Annotated in this window: 16 protein-coding genes and 1 riboswitch; of the genes, 7 read left to right on the top strand and 9 right to left on the bottom strand. The window is 62.0% G+C overall.

Translation table 11 applies throughout. The features are described from left to right. Nucleotides 1–129: 129 nt before the first annotated feature. The gene (locus ACYU0X_RS15885; protein ID WP_418907732.1) at nucleotides 130–306 is read left to right on the top strand and encodes a hypothetical protein; all 177 of its coding nucleotides are present in this window, start codon (nucleotides 130–132) and stop codon (nucleotides 304–306) included. A 754-nt stretch (nucleotides 307–1060) separates the two neighbouring features. After that, a complete protein-coding gene (locus ACYU0X_RS15880; RefSeq protein WP_418907731.1) occupies nucleotides 1061–3220 on the top strand; it encodes a helix-turn-helix transcriptional regulator in 2160 nt (719 codons plus the stop codon). On the opposite strand, the gene ACYU0X_RS15875 is transcribed toward ACYU0X_RS15880, so the two are convergent. Then, complete coding sequence (locus tag ACYU0X_RS15875) at nucleotides 3217–3666, bottom strand: VOC family protein (protein ID WP_418907730.1); 450 nt, start codon at nucleotides 3664–3666, stop codon at nucleotides 3217–3219. The genes ACYU0X_RS15880 and ACYU0X_RS15875 overlap by 4 nt on opposite strands. Before the next feature lie 50 nt (nucleotides 3667–3716). Beyond that, nucleotides 3717–4910 carry an L-2-hydroxyglutarate oxidase gene (gene lhgO, locus ACYU0X_RS15870; protein ID WP_461901677.1) on the bottom strand — a complete coding sequence of 398 codons (1194 nt, stop codon included), beginning with the start codon at nucleotides 4908–4910 and terminating at the stop codon, nucleotides 3717–3719. A 192-nt stretch (nucleotides 4911–5102) separates the two neighbouring features. Between lhgO and ACYU0X_RS15865 the strand changes: the two genes are divergently transcribed. Continuing rightward, on the top strand, nucleotides 5103–6122 hold the full coding sequence (locus ACYU0X_RS15865) for a M14 family zinc carboxypeptidase (RefSeq protein ID WP_461902830.1): 1020 nt from the start codon (nucleotides 5103–5105) through the stop codon (nucleotides 6120–6122). A 71-nt stretch (nucleotides 6123–6193) separates the two neighbouring features. Next, nucleotides 6194–6490: an antibiotic biosynthesis monooxygenase family protein gene (locus ACYU0X_RS15860; protein ID WP_461901676.1), complete on the top strand. Its 297-nt coding sequence runs from the start codon at nucleotides 6194–6196 to the stop codon at nucleotides 6488–6490. Between the two features lie 91 nt (nucleotides 6491–6581). Continuing rightward, nucleotides 6582–6698: riboswitch (SAM riboswitch) on the top strand. Nucleotides 6699–7395: 697 nt separating this feature from the next. Here ACYU0X_RS15860 and ACYU0X_RS15855 read toward each other — a convergent pair. The 5 genes from ACYU0X_RS15855 to ACYU0X_RS15835 are packed head-to-tail and all read right to left on the bottom strand — an operon-like array spanning nucleotide 7396 to nucleotide 12891. Then, entirely contained in the window at nucleotides 7396–7983 is a 588-nt protein-coding gene (locus ACYU0X_RS15855) for an NADPH-dependent FMN reductase (protein ID WP_461901675.1), read from the bottom strand. A 42-nt stretch (nucleotides 7984–8025) separates the two neighbouring features. After that, nucleotides 8026–9558, bottom strand: coding sequence for an ABC transporter ATP-binding protein (locus ACYU0X_RS15850; protein WP_461901674.1), 1533 nt, complete (start codon nucleotides 9556–9558; stop codon nucleotides 8026–8028). After that, nucleotides 9551–10405 (bottom strand): ABC transporter permease, encoded by an 855-nt coding sequence (locus ACYU0X_RS15845; RefSeq protein ID WP_461901673.1) that lies wholly within the window; start codon nucleotides 10403–10405, stop codon nucleotides 9551–9553. Before ACYU0X_RS15845 ends, ACYU0X_RS15850 begins: the two co-directional genes overlap by 8 nt. Beyond that, nucleotides 10395–11354, bottom strand: coding sequence for an ABC transporter permease (locus ACYU0X_RS15840; RefSeq protein WP_461901672.1), 960 nt, complete (start codon nucleotides 11352–11354; stop codon nucleotides 10395–10397). Before ACYU0X_RS15840 ends, ACYU0X_RS15845 begins: the two co-directional genes overlap by 11 nt. Before the next feature lies 1 nt (nucleotide 11355). Next, nucleotides 11356–12891, bottom strand: a complete 1536-nt coding sequence (locus tag ACYU0X_RS15835; protein ID WP_461901671.1) for an ABC transporter substrate-binding protein — start codon at nucleotides 12889–12891, stop codon at nucleotides 11356–11358. Nucleotides 12892–13158: 267 nt separating this feature from the next. Here ACYU0X_RS15835 and ACYU0X_RS15830 point away from each other — a divergent pair, with 267 nt between their 5' ends. Beyond that, on the top strand, nucleotides 13159–14181 hold the full coding sequence (locus tag ACYU0X_RS15830) for a YdcF family protein (RefSeq protein ID WP_461901670.1): 1023 nt from the start codon (nucleotides 13159–13161) through the stop codon (nucleotides 14179–14181). A gap of 17 nt (nucleotides 14182–14198) precedes the next feature. Here ACYU0X_RS15830 and ACYU0X_RS15825 read toward each other — a convergent pair whose 3' ends face one another. Continuing rightward, a complete protein-coding gene (locus tag ACYU0X_RS15825; protein WP_461901669.1) occupies nucleotides 14199–15185 on the bottom strand; it encodes a hypothetical protein in 987 nt (328 codons plus the stop codon). Nucleotides 15186–15388: 203 nt separating this feature from the next. On the opposite strand from ACYU0X_RS15825, the gene ACYU0X_RS15820 reads away from it, so the two are divergent. Together ACYU0X_RS15820 and ACYU0X_RS15815 are read left to right on the top strand one after the other, a co-directional pair. After that, nucleotides 15389–15892, top strand: a complete 504-nt coding sequence (locus ACYU0X_RS15820) for a hypothetical protein (protein WP_461901668.1) — start codon at nucleotides 15389–15391, stop codon at nucleotides 15890–15892. Between the two features lie 33 nt (nucleotides 15893–15925). Then, nucleotides 15926–16405, top strand: a complete 480-nt coding sequence (locus tag ACYU0X_RS15815) for a hypothetical protein (protein ID WP_461901667.1) — start codon at nucleotides 15926–15928, stop codon at nucleotides 16403–16405. A gap of 61 nt (nucleotides 16406–16466) precedes the next feature. On the opposite strand, the gene ACYU0X_RS15810 is transcribed toward ACYU0X_RS15815, so the two are convergent. Continuing rightward, the gene (locus tag ACYU0X_RS15810; protein ID WP_461901666.1) at nucleotides 16467–17801 is read right to left on the bottom strand and encodes an amidohydrolase family protein; all 1335 of its coding nucleotides are present in this window, start codon (nucleotides 17799–17801) and stop codon (nucleotides 16467–16469) included. Nucleotides 17802–17905 lie beyond the last annotated feature (104 nt).

Raw genomic sequence — 17905 nt, 5'->3', positions numbered from 1 at the left:
TCGGGCAAAGCCTTCATTACTGATTCGTGGAACTTTGCCCCTGAATCGGGTGGGTCTGTGCAGCCCGTAGTCGATCCCGGGTGGAACTCAATTGAGTTTGAGGTTGCCCGACGTCGAGCAAGGGCGCTGATGTCGACTGCAGCCCTGCGGCGGGCCCGCCTTGCCTGGCGCGGAGGAATCCGTGAGCTGGACAGTGTGCGCATGGTGTGGAAGCCCAATTGGCTATTGGATGTCAGCCTGCACGGGCGGCAGTATCGAGTCTTGGTCGACGGGCTCAACGGTGGCTACTTTTTTCTAGAATCCTAATGCCTAGCCTCGGAGCTCTCGAATAAAAAGTAAACGCAGTGATTATTATTCACTGAGACAGTGGGCAATAGCCTCGGAGGTTACTCGGGTTAAATGCAGGGTGAAAAACTAGCAAATCGGTAGATGAAGCTTCAAGCGTGGAGTTGAATGTAAGAATAGGGCGTTCTAATGACGTCTTTGCGCAGAGTAGAACGTGACGTCCGCACCGGGGGCGACGCGTTATGGCCTCGGAGCCGACCTGCGCGCTTGGTGCTCGGAGGGGTCGGCTGTCGCAGATTCCATGGATTGGGGGATGGAATGTACCCAGCCACTCGCAGACCCTCGCCGGCATCGCAGTTACGCCCGGGTTGCGGACTAAGCCGCGACCACGGGGCGTAACTTCTATAAATCTAGTTTATAGTGGGCATCTTTTCTGGCGCAGAGTCATTGGCACTATCTTGTGGACATATCGGGCGATAAGCTAAAGGCGATCAATAAACGACGTCGTCGATAGCTGATGAGAGCAACCGGTCCTAACCGGCGGCTTTTATCGTCACACGTCGCACAACATGTGCTTGGAGGGAGTTTGCCCAACGCCGAAATGCGGTTGCAATTCGTCCGCGAATTCCAAGCCATAACCACTCATCCTGCCATCCCTCGTTTTCAAGGGGCGCTGACCGGTCGGGAACGAGTGTTGGTTGTTCATGCACCGCCTTCCGCGAATAGCCAGTGGTTCTGCGCTACCTGGACGGGTCGGGCACCGACCGAGGTGATCATGCTTGATGATTACGCGCAGGAGCCCGACGGTTGGATGGGGCAGCTGGCCGGGAAACTCCATGAAGATCCCGAGTATCGTGCCGCCATTGTCACCGGTAGCCAGAGTTACGCGTGGAAATTGTGCCAGCGTTTCGACGCTGCGTTGGCCGTGCATTCCGATGTGTTATTGCTTTTGGCCGAATGGCGTTCCTGGGCGCAACTTATTGATCCCAGTCAGCGACTTATGTTCCATGCCAATGACATGTATCGGTTGGCTGGCGGCTGGGCTTTGCCGCTGTTTGTGCTGGCCACCGATCCTCAAGGGCATACAACCGCAGCGCAACGATTGTTGACCTCCGTCGTCTTGCCCTGGCTAAGTTATGTGCGTGAAGGCGACCTGACTGCCGAGGCAAGTTTCCTCGAGAGTTTCAGCGAACAATCCCTCCGCGAATTTTATGGCCATTATTCGGCTGCGGGGCTGGGGATTGAGGAACTACGGAACGCCGGCGCCGTGTTCCAAGATCATCTGGGCGAATACTTTATGCCGCAACTTATGAAAACGGCACTACGCCAGCGCATTCAAGAGGTCGCTCCGACGAAGATCCCCCTGTTACAGGACGCCAGCTTGGCCACGCGTGCCAAATCCGGAGATGTATTCGGTGCCATGAGGGAGGCGATGACCTGCAGGAATTGGGATTCGCTTCAACAACTGGTGTTGGAGCACGGCCTCGACCTGTTCATCAGTGCGCCACGTTTCCTGTCGTCCATCATTGCGAAAATGCCGGTCTACGTGATCGAAGAATCCGGATACCTAGGGATCGCCGGCAAACTACTATCGATGATCGACCACGGCAAGGTTATCGCTCCGATCCCGACGTCCTCGCGGAACGGGGAACGTTCCGCCGCCATGCAGAAGTTGGCGCAACAGGTCGAAGCACTCGAACCGACCGGCGGCATGAAGTATGTGGCACTCGCGCTGTTGAATTTTGTGTATCTCCGCTTGGGCGGGCTTTATTCGCAGTCTGCCGACGCCGCTGCACGTCTTCACGAGTCGCTGCAATTCGCGTCGGGCGTAGCTATTACATCGCCAAAATTGCGCGCCATAGCGAAGACCCAGATCGGTGTGTCGCTGATACTCGACGCTCGCCTGACCGCCTCGCGTTGGGTTTTGGGGCAGGCGGTGGAACTGGCGCAGATTAGCGGCAGTAACTTCCTGTTGGCCGATGCTGCGGCCAAAATGGCTCTGGTTGAGTCCCTGAACCACAACCATGTCGCGGCGCGTCAGTTGGCCTACCGTAGCGAGCAGGCGGCGCTGCGTGCCGGGTGGGCCCGCGATCTCGTTGAACGATCCGCCATCCTGGCTCGAGGCATTGTGGCGTGGAATGAACTGGATGCCGATGCGTTGCGTCACGAACTCGACCGGCTGCCGAGTGAACCGGACCGGGACGAACTATGGAGCGTTCATACGTTCTTGCTGGCCGTCTCGTACCTGCTCGAGGGTAAAGGTGCCCGAGGCCGCCAACTGATTGTGGATCTACTCGATAGTCGGCGCTACGCGCTTGGTGACTTCGGACGGCAACTGCTAAACGACGCTCTCTGGCTGGCCACAGTGCTCAGCCCCGGCGGATGTCTGCGCGTGGATAGCTTGGGTGAAAATCAGTCCATGGCCCTGCAACGGCTCCATGGATGGACTGCCGGTAAACCCCTTGAAACCCAAAGTTCTACGGTGGCCGACGCCGAAGTCATCGGGTTGTGGCGCCCATTGACCCAGGCCCTCGACGTTGTCGACCGGCATCATGGCCGGTGCACCACGACGGCGCGCACGGAGCTCGCGGCGGTACTTCCAGAAAATGCCGTGGCCGTGCGTGCCATGCTGGCGGGCATTAGCGGATTCGAAGTGCTGCTCAAGGATCTTGAGCTCAACGTGGGCCAGCAACGGGCGCTGGCCTACCTCTCCGAGCTTGGGCCGCGCCCCAAGCGCACCAACACGCCCAAACTGACACCGAAGGAACTCGAACTTCTCGAGTACCTGCGAGCTGGGAAAACGCGCCGACAGATCGCGGTGTCCACGTTCCGTTCGGAAAATACGGTGAAGACGCAGATGCGTAGCCTCTACCGCAAACTTGATGCCACGGACCTGGCCGCGGCGCTGAACATCGCGAACCGGCTAGGCCTCTAGCCCTCGGAAGCCAACTGCTCGGCCAGCGCCACCACGAATCCCTCGGGAGCTCGTACGTAGCACAGACGGTACACCCCTTCGTAGTCCACGATGCTTCGTAGCAAACTCCCGCCCACGGCTTCGAGGCGGTGCAGAGTCTGCTCAATATCGTCGACGGCAAACATGGCTCGGTGAAGCCCCAGCGTATTAACCGGTGGGGCAGCTGGCTGTGCCGGATGGGCCGCCGGACGCTCGAATCGGCTGAGCTCAATGCCGGTGCTTTCCCCGGGGACGCGCATCATGGCGATCTCGCACCGTGTGCCATCGACGTCGATGCAGTCATCGACCACTCGTCCCTCGACGAAACCACGACCCTCGAGTTCCAGTCCGATGGCGCCGAAGAACGCGACGGCCGCGTCGAGATCGCCCACCATGATGCCGATATTGTCGATTCGCTGTACACCCATGACAGCGAGACTACTCCGGTTAAGGGGGCGAGGTCACCGGCCGAAGCGAATTAGTCGAGCAGAGACACCAGGTGCTCGGCCATGGCCAGCGAACTGGTTGCCCCCGGTGAGGGAGCATTGCGTACGTGCAGCACCCGCTCGCTACGATCCAGGGCAAAATCGTCGAGCAGCTTGCCGCGGGCATCCATGGCCTGCGCCCGAATTCCGCGCGGCAAGGGGGTGATGCTGGCGCCGGCAAGCGAGGGAACATAGCGGGCGGCCTGGTCCACAAAAAAGCCGCGGCTGGCCACCGAGCGCAGTTCGCGAATGGCGGCGCTGGCGTTGGCGGCGGAGAAACGCCAGAAACCGGCATTGCCCAGTGTCGCGATCAGGTCCTTCGGATCGAGGCCAAGCCCGGAATACTTCTCCCGGGACAGCGAGAGAAAGGCGTTGGGGCCGATGGTCATCGAGCCGTCGACTCGCTTGGTGAGGTGCACCCCGAGGAAGGGATAGCGCGGATCCGGCACCGGGTAGACCAGTCCGTTGAGGATCTGCCGGTGCTGTTCTTCGAGCAGGAAATACTGGCCGAAGAAGGGAACGATCCGTGGCTGATTTCCGGCGCCGGACGCTCGAGCTAAGCGGTCGGATTGCGCACCGGCGCAACTGATCACCTGCTCGGCCCGGAACTCTCCGGCGGAGGTATGCAGCAAGGCCGCATCGTCGCGTTCCTCGATGCGATCTACCGTGCACCCGGTCCGTAGTACCCCGCCGGCACGCTGCACATCGTCTACCAGCGCCTGGGTGACCGCCGCGTAGTCCACGATCGCGGTATGAGGGGAGTGCAGGGCCGCTCGTCCCGTGGCGTTCGGTTCGATCTCGCGCAGTCCCGCGGGCCCCAGCATCGACACCTCGGGTACGCCGTTGGCCAGAGCCGTGGCGTGAATGGCGTTCAACCGCTGCTCTTCGGCGTCATCGAGCGCCACCACGAGTTTGCCGCAGCGTTCATAGGGCAGAGCCTTCTCGGCGCAATAGTTCTTGATCAGGTCGACCCCGCGACGGCAGAGCTTCGCCTTGAGGCTACCGGGCTTGTAATAGAGACCGGCATGCACCACACCGGAATTATGGCTGCTTTGGTGCGCCGCGACCCGATGCTCTTTTTCGAAGAGCGTGACCTGAGCCGAGGGATACCGACGCAATAACTCGGCGGCCACCGCAGCTCCGAGGATTCCGGCCCCGATGACGGCAAACGATTGCGCGGTGGGCATGGTGCGGACTCCTTGTCGGGCCGTAAATTCAGCTGGCGGTGCTCTTGTCTACTAAATCGAATCATGATGAGGTGAGGGATGTCACTTCGCGTACTTGGGGGCGCGTCATCTAGTTCAAAGGAGAACCGCATCGTGCCGTCCAGCAATCAACCTCGCCCCGTCCGCACGCAGGCCGTAAAAGTCGCCGGCGTCTTGGCCTCCACCGCGTTGGTGTTATCCCTAGGTTCCGTTCCCGCCTTCGCCGTCGGAGAGGGGCCTAACTATGGGGGTAATGAATCGATCAACACCTCGATTCTGCACACCTACGATTCCATGGCCGCCGAACTGAAGAAGCAGGACGCCAAGCAGTCCGCGCTCGAACTTGAAGTCATCGGGCAGTCGGTGAAGGGGCGCGACCTGTTCCTAGCGAAGTACCTTTCCGACCCAGCAAACCCCACGATCCTTTTCCTGACCCAGCAGCACGGCAATGAGCAACTCACCACCGAAGGTGCCCTGGAGGTCATCAAGCATTTGGGCACCGGCCGAATGAGTTCGGTTTTGGACAACGTGAACATCCTGGTGCTGCCGATGCTGAACCCCGATGGGGCCATGGGGGATGTGGACTTCCCGCTCGACGACTATCTGGCTAAAGGGGATCGGCATCTGACCCGTTACAACGCTAACAATGTCGATATCAACCGTGACCACGTGGCCAAGACCCAGCCGGAGATCCAAGCGTTGCACTACAACGTGCTGCAGGCTTACGACATCGATTACATGATCGACCTGCACCACCAGGGCACACGTTCGGCGGTGGACGGAAAACTAGTCTCCGGATCCATCCTGCACCCCACAACCCCCGACGTGGCTCCGGAAGTCCTCGAGGGGTCGAAGCGGCTGGGCGCCATTGTCTACCAGAGCGTGGATCCGACCGGGTGGGGTCACCTTGGTAAGTACGCCGGCGGCACCGCTAACACCATTGCCCGAAATGGTGTCGCCGCCGAGTACGGAATATCCACTCTGCTCTTCGAAATGCGCGGCATGAGTGATCACGAGAACCCCGACGCCGTGTTGGGCCAGAAATCCAACGGCTACCTCCGGCAGCAGACCATCACCACACTAGAAAGCACCATTAGGGCCGTGGCTGATGGTTCGGTGGAAACCGCCGACACGTCCATCTGGGATACCCTGCCGGAGCAGGTGTGGCTCGAGGACACCAAAGGTGATGAATAGCCCGCGGCGACAGGAGCCCTCGGCGTAGGCTGGAGACGACCCGGAATAGTCCAGTTTAAAGGAGTTCGACCTTGTCGATTGTCGTCATCAATGCCCTATCGGTCCCGGACGGGGCACCAAACACCGAACTTGAAGCACGCTTTGCTGCGCGCAAACATGCGGTAGATTCCGCACCGGGGTTCGAGAGTTTTCAGCTGCTGCGCCCTACCGGTGGCGGCGACCGTTACTTCGTTTACACCCAATGGGCCAGCCGTGAGGATTTCGAGAACTGGCGTCAACAGGGATCGGGTAAGGTGCACGCTCCTTCCGGTACCAAGCCGGTGGCCACCGGAGCCGAGCTCATGGAATTTGAAGTGGTCGAACTCTAGTCGTACCAAATGACGTCCGCGTCGCCGAGAAATCTCGTGCGGCGCGGACGTTGTCGTTAACGTCCGTGCAGTCGTTTACACTGTTGCTCAGGTTCAAGAGATTCAGCGCTAAGTACCTGGCTTGCTGAACGGCAACCCTCCATCATCGAGCGGGGTGCCCCAGGGGAAGAACTGGTCCGCGGCAGATAGCCACGGACAAGTCGGTGGATGCGCTATATGCGCATCCCCTGAATGAGGGGAAATTTCGTGGACAATGCGGAATTCAATAGTCGTTACGCGGCTGATTTTGCCCTGTGGGAGCGCGAATGCGCACAGGCCGCGGAACGTGCCGAGGAGCTCAGGTGGGCAGCGGTAATGCTTGACTGGCCCTACACGCCGACGCGGCCGGACGGCACCCCGCTAATCCCTGGGCCAAGCATCATGAGCCTATGGGCGGTGTGTTTGCGAACCGGACGGATGCCCGAAATCCCAGGCCACAACGACTATGTAACGCGGTGGAAGGCCGCGGGCTTTACGCCCGAGACTTATGCATTGCTGCATCATGTGCTTGAGGCATCCCTCAGGTCGCGCAGGTTCTCGTCGGAAGACTTTCGCGTGGCACAAGGACACCTGCGCAGGTTGGGTTTGGTGACCGGAAGGTTGGGCAGACGTGGCGATAATCTTGTGCCCGAAAGCTGGTGGGAGTTTCCCTTGCTTTTGCAATCTGAGCGTCCGAGCAGCGCGGTGAACAGGATTCTGCAACGGGCGTGCCAGAAGTAGGGGCCTAGGGGACCACGAAAGAGGCCAACGGCGGCACCGGGCGCGCGGTACGCGAACCCGTTGCGCTCGCCGAGGCGATTGAGTCGGCCTTTGCCGCCGGTGGGCTACAGCTGATTCACGTGCCCACCGGAATTTTCGCGGACTAGCTACTGGCTGTCGCCGATGTGCCCGGCCGCGGTGGCATCCAGCACGCGTTCGACGAAGGCTGCGTACTCGTCGATGTAATGCTGGAGGAATTCGCGAGTGTGCTCATTGGTGACATTGCCCTGCGCGTCGAAGGCGTCCGCGTCATAGTGCACGTAGGCCTCCGGCGAGTTGAGCTGCGGAACGTTGAGGAAGCTCAGCACGCTGCGCATCGAGGACTGCATCACCGCGGTGCCGATGGCTCCGGGGGAGGCTCCGATGAGGCCGGTGGGTTTGCGGGCGAAGGAGTTGGTGCCCCAGGGGCGGGAGGCCCAGTCGATGGCGTTCTTGAGTCCACCGGGAATGGAACGGTTGTATTCGGGAGAGGCGATGAGCAGCCCGTCCGAGCCCTCGATGGCCTGCTTCAGTGCGGTGCCCTCGGGCGGGTAGTTGTCATCGTAGTCGTAGCTGTAGAGCGGCAGGTCTTTGATCGGTATTTCGGTGAAGCTCAGGTTGGTTGGAGCCAGCCCGATGAGCGCGTGAGCCAGAGTTCGGTTGATTGAATTCTTGGCCAGGGATCCGACGATATAGCCGATGTTGTAAGTAGCCATGCATGCATTCAACACCGCCTGCGGTGTCGTGTCTAGGGTTTATCAGCCAGTGGCACCGACCGGCTGGCGGGCGGCGAGCAACGCGCGCGTCTGCTCATGCTGTGGGTCGGCGAAGAGTTCCGCGGCGGGACGGTGCTCGAGTAGGCGCCCCTGTCCGAAGACCGCGACGCTATCGGCCATATGCCCAATGACCTGCATATCGTGCGAAATGATCACCAGGCTGAGCCCGAGCTCGGTGCGTAGTTCCAGGAGCAGATCTAGGATGTGGCGTTGGGCGACGGTATCCAGCGCCGAGGTGGACTCATCACAAATCAGCACCCGGGGTTCGGCCAGTAGCGCCCGGGCGATCGACATGCGTTGCAGTTGGCCGCCGGAGCAGGTGCCCGGGCGGCTATCGCATAGTGCCACATCCAGGCCGACGCGGGTCACGGCACGATCGATCAACTCGTTGGCCTGCGCACTGGGCAACCGGTGCACGGCCGCGCTCAGCGACTCACGCAGGGTCAACCGGCGGTCAAAGCTCGCCGCAGGTTCCTGAGAAATCAGCTGCACGGCGTTGGGTTCTTCGGCACCGTGGGAACGGTGCACGCTTCCGGCGCTGGGCTTTTGCAGCCCGGCCAGCAGCCGCGCGAAGGTGGACTTTCCCGAGCCGGATTGCCCCACAACCCCGAGCGCCTCGCCGCGGTGCAGAGTCAGCGTGGTCGGCCAAAGCGCCGGGTCGGCACGCTTCGCGCCACGATAGCGCCCCTCCACTTCCTGCGCTTCGAGGACCGGGGCTTCGGTGGAAGGTGTGGTGCCGGGTAGTGGGTGCAGACTGGCGTCGAGTAGCTCGCGCGTCGCCGGGTGCTCCGGTGCGCCCAGCAGCTGGGCGGCAGGCCCGGACTCGACGAGGTGGCCGTGCTCGAGTACGGCAATGCGATCGGCGAGGCTGCGCACGCTGGCCAGGTCGTGGGTGATGAGTAGCACCCCGAGCCCGCGTTCGCGTTGACGGGAGCGTAGGAGTTCCAGCACCTCATGTTTCAGCACCGAATCTAGTGAAGCGGTGGGCTCATCGGCGAGCAGGTAGTCAGGGTCGGCGGCCAAGGCTATGGCCACCATGGCCCGTTGCGCCATGCCGCCGGAGAGCTGACCCGGCCGCATCCGCGCGACCCGGTGTGGGTCTTTCAGCCCGGCCTCGGCCAACAGCTCGGGAATGCGGCGCGCCGCGGCGGCGCGACGTGCCGGACCGAAGGCGCCCAAGGCCTCATAGAGGTGAGCGGCGATGCTCAGCCGCGGATTCAGCACCCGCTTGGGCTGCTGAAACAGCATGCCGATGCGTGCCCCACGCACCGCGCGCAGAGTCTGCGGTGCGGCATTATCGAGGCGCTCGCCATCCAGTAGCAGTTGCCCCTGGGCGTGTAGATGGGGCGAGGTCAGTCCGGTGAGCGCCCGGGTGATCAGGGTTTTGCCGGAGCCCGAGCGTCCCACCAGTGCCAGTAGCTCGCCGGGACGCAGGCTCAGGTTCACGCCCTGCAACAAGGCGGCGCCATCGGCCCGGCGCAGCGTGTAGTCGCGTAGTTCAAGGGCCTTATGCATGGCGCTCCCCGGGGGCCGGCCCGGCGACCTGCAGAATGTCGCGGTCCGAATAGGTGTGGGTGATGCGGTTGCCCAGCAGGGTCACGCAGAGGCTGACGGTGAAGATCGCACCGCCCGGGGCGAGCAGGCCCCAGGCCGAGCGCACCGCATGCGGTTGGGCCTGAGCGAGCATGGAGCCCCAGTCCGACTGCGGTGGCTGTACGCCGATGCCCAGGTAGGACAGGGAACCGAGTAGCACCAGCAGCAGCCCGAAACGGAGCGCAGTTTGTGCAAGCACCGGACCGAGCAGGGCCGGAATCACGTGGCGGCGCAGCACGAAGCCGATCGAGCAGCCCGCATGCCGGGAGGCGCTCACGTATCCGCTGGCGAGCACCTGGGCGCTGAGCGAGCGGACAAGCCGGGCCGTGGGCGTCCACGACACCACGGATACCGCCAGAATCATCGAGAGGTACCCCGGACCCACCACCGCGATAATCAGCAGGGCGATCACGATCTCCGGCAACGCCAAGAGCAGGTCGCTGGTGCGGGAAAACAGCTCATCGAGCCAACCGCCGCGCAGGGCACTGAGCAGCCCCAACACGGTGCCCACGGCCAGCGACAGGAGCGTGGTCAGCAACGCGATGGACAGCGAATAGCGTCCGCCGATGAGTAAGCGGGTCAGGGTGTCGCGGCCCAGATCATCGGTGCCCAGCCAATGGGCCAGGCTCGGCCCCTGAAGCCGGGCGGCAAGATCCTGCGCGTTGGGGTCATAGGGTGCCAACACCGGTGCGAAGACGGTGGCCAACAGGAACAGCGCGAGCACAATGGCCGGGGCGCTTAGAAGCAGGCGGGTCGTTTTACGAGACACCGGAGACCTCCAAATTGGCCGAACGGTCCGAAAGCTGATGGATCAGATCTACCAGGGTGGTTACCACCACCGCGCACATCACCACGAGCACCACTCCGCCCTGCGCCATGGGCAGATCCGAGTCGACGATCGCGTCGTAAACGAGTCGGCCCATGCCCGGTAGCGCGAAGATGACCTCGACGATCACCGACCCGCCGAGCAACCCGGCAAACCAGACTCCGGTCATGGTGCTCAGCGGCAACAGGGAATGGGGGATCACGTGGCGCAGCAACACCCGGACTTCGCTCAGTCCACGGGCGCGTGCCGCCAGCACGTGCTCGGAGCCCAGGGTTTCCAGCACCCCGGAGCGTACCGCGATGGTGAAGAAACTGATCGGGCGTAGGCAGAGTACCGCCACCGGCAGGACCAGCGACGCGGCAGAGCTCAGCCCCGCGGAGGGCAGCCAAGACAAGCGGACGGCGAAGAGCAGCACCGCCAATGGGGCCATGGCGTACTCGGGGATGGCGATTAACGCATGGGTGAAGGAGGTGATGACCCTGTCGCTGAGCTTCTCGGCGCGCAATGCGCTGATCACGCCCAACACGATGGACACGAGCACGGCGATCAGGATGGCACTGCCGGCCAGCAGCAGGGTGACCCCCAGCGCCGGCAGCACGCGGTCCACCACAGGGGTGCCGCTGACGTAGGACAGTCCCATATCTCCGTGCAGAAAACGCCCGAGCCAGTCCAGATACTGCTTCCACAACGGTTCATTCAGACCCAGCTGCTCGGCATAGGCCACCACCGTGGCATCATCGGCGGTGCCCAAATCCATACGCGCGCGCAACAGATTGCGCACCGGGTCGCCCGGGGAAACGAAGGGCACCAGAAATACGGCGATGGAGGAAAGCAGCACTGCTGCGCCGAGCCCGAGGGCGCGGCGCAGCAGGAGTGAAAGAACCGGTGTCACGCTACTTGGTCTTGGCTAGGTCCTTGGTCATCACATACCGGGTCAGCGGGTCTTGGACGTAGCCGCTAACCTCGGTACGGACCCCGTCGATGGCCTGCTCGTTCACGAGCCACACGTTCACCGCATCGTCGGCCAGGAGTTGACCGGCCTGACGGTACAGGTCGTTGCGGGCCTTCTCGTCCTTCTCGGCGGCCGCCGCGCTAACGAGCTTGTCGTACTCCGGGTTGCAGTAGCCGCTGAGGTTGTAGCTACCCTCGCAGGTGTAGTCGGCCTGCAGGAACCCGATCGGGTTGGCGATGTCGATCATCCGGTTGCGCTGGCTGAGTAGCATGTCGTAGTCGCCCTTGAGCAGCTGCGGTTCCACCGCACCGTAGGACTTGGTGACCACGGTGGACTCGATGCCGATCTGCTTGAGGCGTTCCTGAATGATGGTGCCCACGGCGGCGAATTCGGCGCGCTCGGTGATCGCGATGATCTCCAGCGGCTTGTCCTGGGTGAAGCCGGAGGACTCGACAAGCTTCTTGGCGGCCTCGACGTCCGAGGCCGGAACCTGAGCATCGGCGAGCGCCCACGGCTCGCTGGGCGCGAAGGGGCCGGTGGCACCGGTGGCGGCACCCTCGTAGACCGAGTCGGCGATGGCCGAGACATCCAGTGCCTTGGTGACCGCGCGCCGCACGTCCACATTATCGAAGGGGGCACGGGAGTTGTTCAGGTACAGCGTCGAGGTGCGCGGCGAATCTGCCTTGGCCAACTCGACGGCCGGGTCTGCCTCGAGGGTGGCCAGGGAGGTCGCGGGGATGGACATGGAAATGTCGGCCTCGCCGGTCTGCACCTGGGTGGCTCGGGTGGGGCCCTCGGTGATGAAGCGGATCTCGCCACCGGCGAGCTTCACGTCTCCGCCCCAGTAGTTTTCATTGCGGTCCACGGTCAGCGACTGGCCGGCCTGTTCGGAGACCGGGGTGAAGGGGCCGGTGCAGTGGCCGAAGGGGTCAATGCCGTCCTTGGTGTAGGCCGCCGGGGAGAGCACTCCGGCGTTAACGCTGGCCATCCGGTAGGGAAGCAGCGGGTCGGCCGAGGGGGTGCTCACTCGCACGGTGTTCTCGTCGAGTGCCTCGACGGCGGAGATAGTCTTCGGGTTGACCGCACGGGCCGGGGCGGTGGCCTTCAGTACATGGTTCAGCGCGTCCGTGACCGACTGGGCGTCGAGGGCGCTGCCGTCCTGGAAGGTCACACCCTCGCGCAGGGTGAAGTCCCAGGTCTTTTCGGCGCTTTGTTTCCACTCGGTAGCCAGCATGGGCACAACTTCCTGCGCCTTCTGGTCATAGCGGGTGAGCGTCTCTAGGCAGCCGGAAATCGAGAGCACATAGGCATCATCGCTTTCGAGGGCCCAGTTCGAAACCGGGGCGCGGAAGTTATCCACCACGAGGCGTGCCTCGGAATCTACGGCCGGGGCATCGTTGCCGCCGGCAGCGCAGGAGCTCAGCCCTAGGGCCACGAGGGTCAGGGTGGCTAGGGACTTGAGGCGGGGGTGTTTCATTGAGGTCCTAGAGGCAAGTCAGAGGGTCGTAGTGGTAAGAAACCTTGGTAAGCATAACCTAAAACATTTTCACCATTGTTTTCTTAGCCAAAGAGACCGAATGGTAACTTGTGAGCACTCCGGCAGTGCACCGGTATCGGGGCGCTGAGTTGCGATAATTATTTCGGCGGCATGGATCGACGGTCGATGTGAGCTATCGCACGGGAAGTCATGCGGCGTAGCGAAAATGCACGACCCCGCCGGTGGCTACGTTGATACGATCAAGCCATGGGCACGCTGCTGACGACACTCTTCCTCTGGTTGCTACTGACCTGGCTCTATCGGCGTGAGCCCCGGCGGTTACGCAACGCCGTGGTGCTCAGCCTCGCGGTGCTCTCCACTCTGGCTTTGGGGCTAACCATTATCGAAACGGCGTTGCCCGATGGAACCATCATTGCGGCCCTGTTGCTGCTGGCCGTTCCCTTCGCGGTATTGATCTTCGGTTTTGTGCTGATCTATAACGGCGTGCTCATGCTCAAACGCGAGGGACGGCGCCTCTCGAACCTGCTCTCGATGATCTTCGGCCTGCTGGTGCTGGGGCTGCCTGTAATCGCGGTGATTCTGGTGGGCATGAACCAGTGGTGGTCGGTGGCTCTGGCATTCATCCTCTTCGTGGCCTCCGGGTATATAGCCTCAATGTTCAGCATGTTGCTGCTCTACGCCTGGTTCTACGGGCTCTTCGCCATCCGCCGCGCGGCGGCGGCCATCGTTGTGCTCGGCTCACGCGCCATCAACGGCAAGGTCACCCCGCTACTACGCAGTCGCCTGGATCGCGGCATCGAACTCTACCGGCTACCCCAAGACCCGGCGCCGCTAATGGTGCCCAGCGGCGGGCAAGGACCCGATGAAATCGAACCGGAAGGCGAATCCATGGCTCGTTACCTTCGCGAGCAGGGTATAGCCGAAGAGGACATCATCGTCGAAGACCGAGCCAAGGACACCACCGAAAACCTGCGGTTCTCCGCCGAACTTATTCGAGCTCGACGTCCCGAGGGTCAGCTCTGGATCGTAACCAGCGACTATCACAACCTCCGTGCCGGGCTGGCCTCGCGCGCCATGGGTTACAGCGCACGGACCTTCGGGAGCAAGACCGCGGCCTATTACCGGCCCAGCGCCTTCCTACGCGAGTTCATCGCGATCATGCGCGATCGGTGGGGCTTCTTTGCCGCGATGGCGGTGCCCTTCACGCTGGTCCTGCTGGCCGGCCTGCTGGCGATCGTGAATTACACCGGATACGGCGTGGGGGCCTAGCGGGGCCGCTTGGTGCATTACTGGTCTATCGAAAAGTAGGGGTCTTCGCGGGACACTGTGATGTCTCTTTCCGTTCCCGCAATGACAGCCGTGACCTGCTCAAGCTCGGGTGCCCGGAGTAGTAGATTATCTAGGATTGTGATGGCGATGCCGCGAAGGTCCTGCTCCGCTGGCTCGATGTCACGATCAACGAGTGTCGTGTTGATAAAGGACGGGTCGAGGTAGACGCGAAGGTGCCCGCGGGTGGGTGAATCCCATGCCGTGATCAACTTAAAGGTGGCGGCAAGGTCGCTGACATCTTCTGCGCCAAGTAGCGTCAGCCACTGGTCAAACTTCTCATCCGCCCAAGCTTGACCGGTGAGTTCTGATGCTGGATAGGGTTTGGTGGTCGCAATTTCATTGCGTTCTTCTAGGGACAGCGTGGATTCCCAGTAATCTCGCCTAAATTCGTGTGTGGTTTGGCTACCCTCTATGCGAGCTGTGATCTTGTCTAGTTCTGGGAATTTGTGTCCCACATGCTCCATGATGTCCCATGACGCAGCAGGCATTGCTTCACGAGCGCCGGGAAGATTCTCAAGTACAGCTATGAGCTCTCCTTCGACGCCAGGTTCAAACTCTCGCACGAAGTAGTTTGGATAGGTAATGGCATCCGGGCATTTGGCACCATGGCCATCGAGCCATGTCATGCCTAGGCTGTTGGCCCACTTTTGCTCTTCGGTGATTGCTTCCGGTAGGTCCCACACTTCGCAGTCAAGGTCATATGCGGCCTCGGGTCTCCCGGCGGCTAAAGCCTTGGCCTTAACCGCTTCCTCGTTTGGGTGGAATTGGTTGGAATCGTCCAACGAGTCGGGCGCGCTGGTGGTCTTCGAGTTATCGGAACTGCCAACGACGTTCGGAGTAGCGGTTGGCTGACATGCTGACAGGACTAAGATGCCTGCGGCAGCAAGCACTCCTGGCATCTTGCGTGCAGGGAAATCCGTACGACGACTGGGAGAGTGGTTCACGTCTCTCAGATTAGTCTCGGGCCTGTGATTTGTCAGATAAACGTAGAAACCGCAGTGAACGGGGAAATGGCCGGCGAGGTCGTTCAGAAACTGTAGGTCTGAGAGTACTGCGCAATCCACTCATACCCGGGGTGGAGAGCCGCTCCGGGCAAATCAACCGTACGGGGCGTGAGAAGATAAATCGGATTTTCTAGTCTTGAACTATGACGATGAAACAAGCCTCCAAACTAGGACTTTCCGTGCTGGCGCTCGGTGGCGCCCTGGCCATGACCGGGTGCTCCATCGCTTCCGATCACACCGAAACTCATAGCTACGCCACCGCCGCAGAGGGTAAAAGCGCCAAGGTCGTAGCCAACTGGATCCCAGATGACGCAACGGACGTGCAGATCAAGCAGTCCACCACAAACAACGAGCGCGTAGTCCGCGCCACCTACGACGGCAAGTTGCCCAAGACCTGCGCGGCGATGGACACAAAGGGAAAGCCAACCATCGAGGAACGGGTCAAAGCCTTGAAGCACGAAGACAGCACCACGGGAGGCAAATTCACACCGCAAGAGCTGGCCGAAAAGCAGGAATCGGTAGCGACGTTGAAGGCAGATTTTTACCCCGAGGGCACGGAGTCCCGAGCCACCGACCTGTGCGGCAAGTGGTGGGTGAGCCAGTCTGATGGCTATCTCTACGCCTTCACCCCTAACCTCAAGCGCTAGTCGCCGCCCACCTCAGTGAAAGAAGTTCTATCAATGACTACCTCAATGACCACCGCCCGCCGCGGACGCCGACTGTTGGCCACTGGTTCGATTCTGGCGCTCGGGCTGAGCCTTACCGCCTGCGGGGCCTCGGACTTCCTGAAGAAGCAAACCGCGGATGCGTGGTCGGTGACCTACGAGGTTACGGTCGAAGGCAAGGACATTAATCGACTCACCGAGGTCAGCTACCTGGATGCGCCTTCGCGTGGTGAGTCCTCGAGCAATGTGCCGGTTGGGGAGGCGGCCACCACGAACAGCGCGTCGAACGCGGCCAAGGCCAGCTGGACGAAGGATGCGATGGTGACCGCCGAGGCGGATGCCCGGATCAGCGCGACCCCGGGCAAGGGCGCGAAGGCGACCTGCCGAATTCTGTTGGATGGCGAGCGCGAGCTGGCCAAGAAGACCGGTGCACCGGGCAAGCCGGTTGAATGCTCGGCCACTACGCCGGCCTTCGAGACTAAGAAGAAAAAGTAGGTAGTGGATTGCGACGGCCGAACCGGCGGAAGAGAGCCCGCCGGTCCGGCCTAAATACGGGCTAAGCTGCGTCGTTGCGAACGATCGCGCCCTGCGCCACCACGGTGTGCACATCCACCAGTGCGGCGGCGCTTTCCAGCGGGTTCGAACCCAGCAGCACCACATCGGCAACGCCGCGACGAACCAGTCGGCCCACACCGCGAGTGTCGACACCGAGCAGTTTGGCCGGGGCGGTCGTGATGGACTGCAACGCCTTGAGCGTGCCCAGACCCGCGTCGGCCAGCGCCTTTGCCTCGGCGCCGACTGGGGTGACGTCGGTGCCGAAGGAATCGGTGCCGCCGATCACGGTTACACCCAACTCATTAGCCGCCCGGGCGGCTTCGGCGAGCACGGGGCCGTATTCGCGCCCGCGCTCGGCCAGTACCGGATCGCTGGAGTTGGCCATGCCGGCGATGCCATACAGGGTCGGGGTGAAGTACGTACCCTGCTGGGCCATGCGCACCATGGTTTGCTCATCCATGAATACGCCATGCTCGATGCTCTTCACGCCAGCGGCCACCGCCCCGGCAATACCCTCGGCGCTGTAGCTGTGGCAGAGCACGCCCGCGCCCTTTGCAGCGTGGACGATCGACGCCAGCTGTTCGCGGTCATAGACCAGCTCCAGTGGATCCTGTTCGGCCAAGCCGGCACGCGGGTTGGCGCGTGTCTTGATAACCGTTGCGCCGCGGGCGATGTTTATCCCGGTGAGGTAGGCCAGGTCCTTCGGATCGGTGATCTCGTGACGCTGTGCGGCTAGGGGCGCCAGATCCGGGTCGGCCAGGATCGAATCGGACTGATCCGGGGAGACGAAGAGCCCGGCCGCATGCATGCGCGGGGTCAACCCCGGCGCGTAGTTGGGGACCTTGGCCAGAGCGATGTCCTGGTAGAAACTCGTTGAGCCGCTGCGCACCGTGGTGGCGCCGTGGCTGAGGATCAGCGCCGCATCCTCGAACGCTTGGGCATGAACGTGGGCGTCGACGAAGCCGGGCAGGATGAACTTGCCTTGCGCGTCAATTCGCGTCGCGGTCGCCGAGTAGCTGGCCACGGCCTTGCGAGTTTCGTCGCGCGTGCCCACAGCCTGGACGATTCCTCCGGCCAGCACTACCACGGCGTCTTCGGCGAGGTCTCCGGTGGCCGGATCGATCAGCGAACCACCCTCGATAATGAGCGGAGTGGTTTCGGCGCGGTTTTTCGCATGTGCCGGAGCACCCTTGCCGGTGTGCTCGGCGGCTTGGGCTACCCCGGGCACCATGCCGGCAAGTCCGAGCCCGGCCAGCGCTGCGGCCCCGGCGAGGACATGTCGTCGTTCAAGTTTTGCGGTCGGGACCGGCCCGGTGCTGTGGTCGTGTTCGCACATGATGGTTACGCCTTTCAGGGAGGTGATTGCGGCCCATCTTACGGGGATCGTAAGCAAATATCCAGAAATGGAATACCAAATATTTCCTTCAGTTTAGGAGGATG

Source organism: Glutamicibacter sp. X7 (assembly GCF_054889245.1).
Note: the sequence above shows the minus strand (reverse complement) of the source record. Positions and strands in the feature narration are given on the sequence as shown.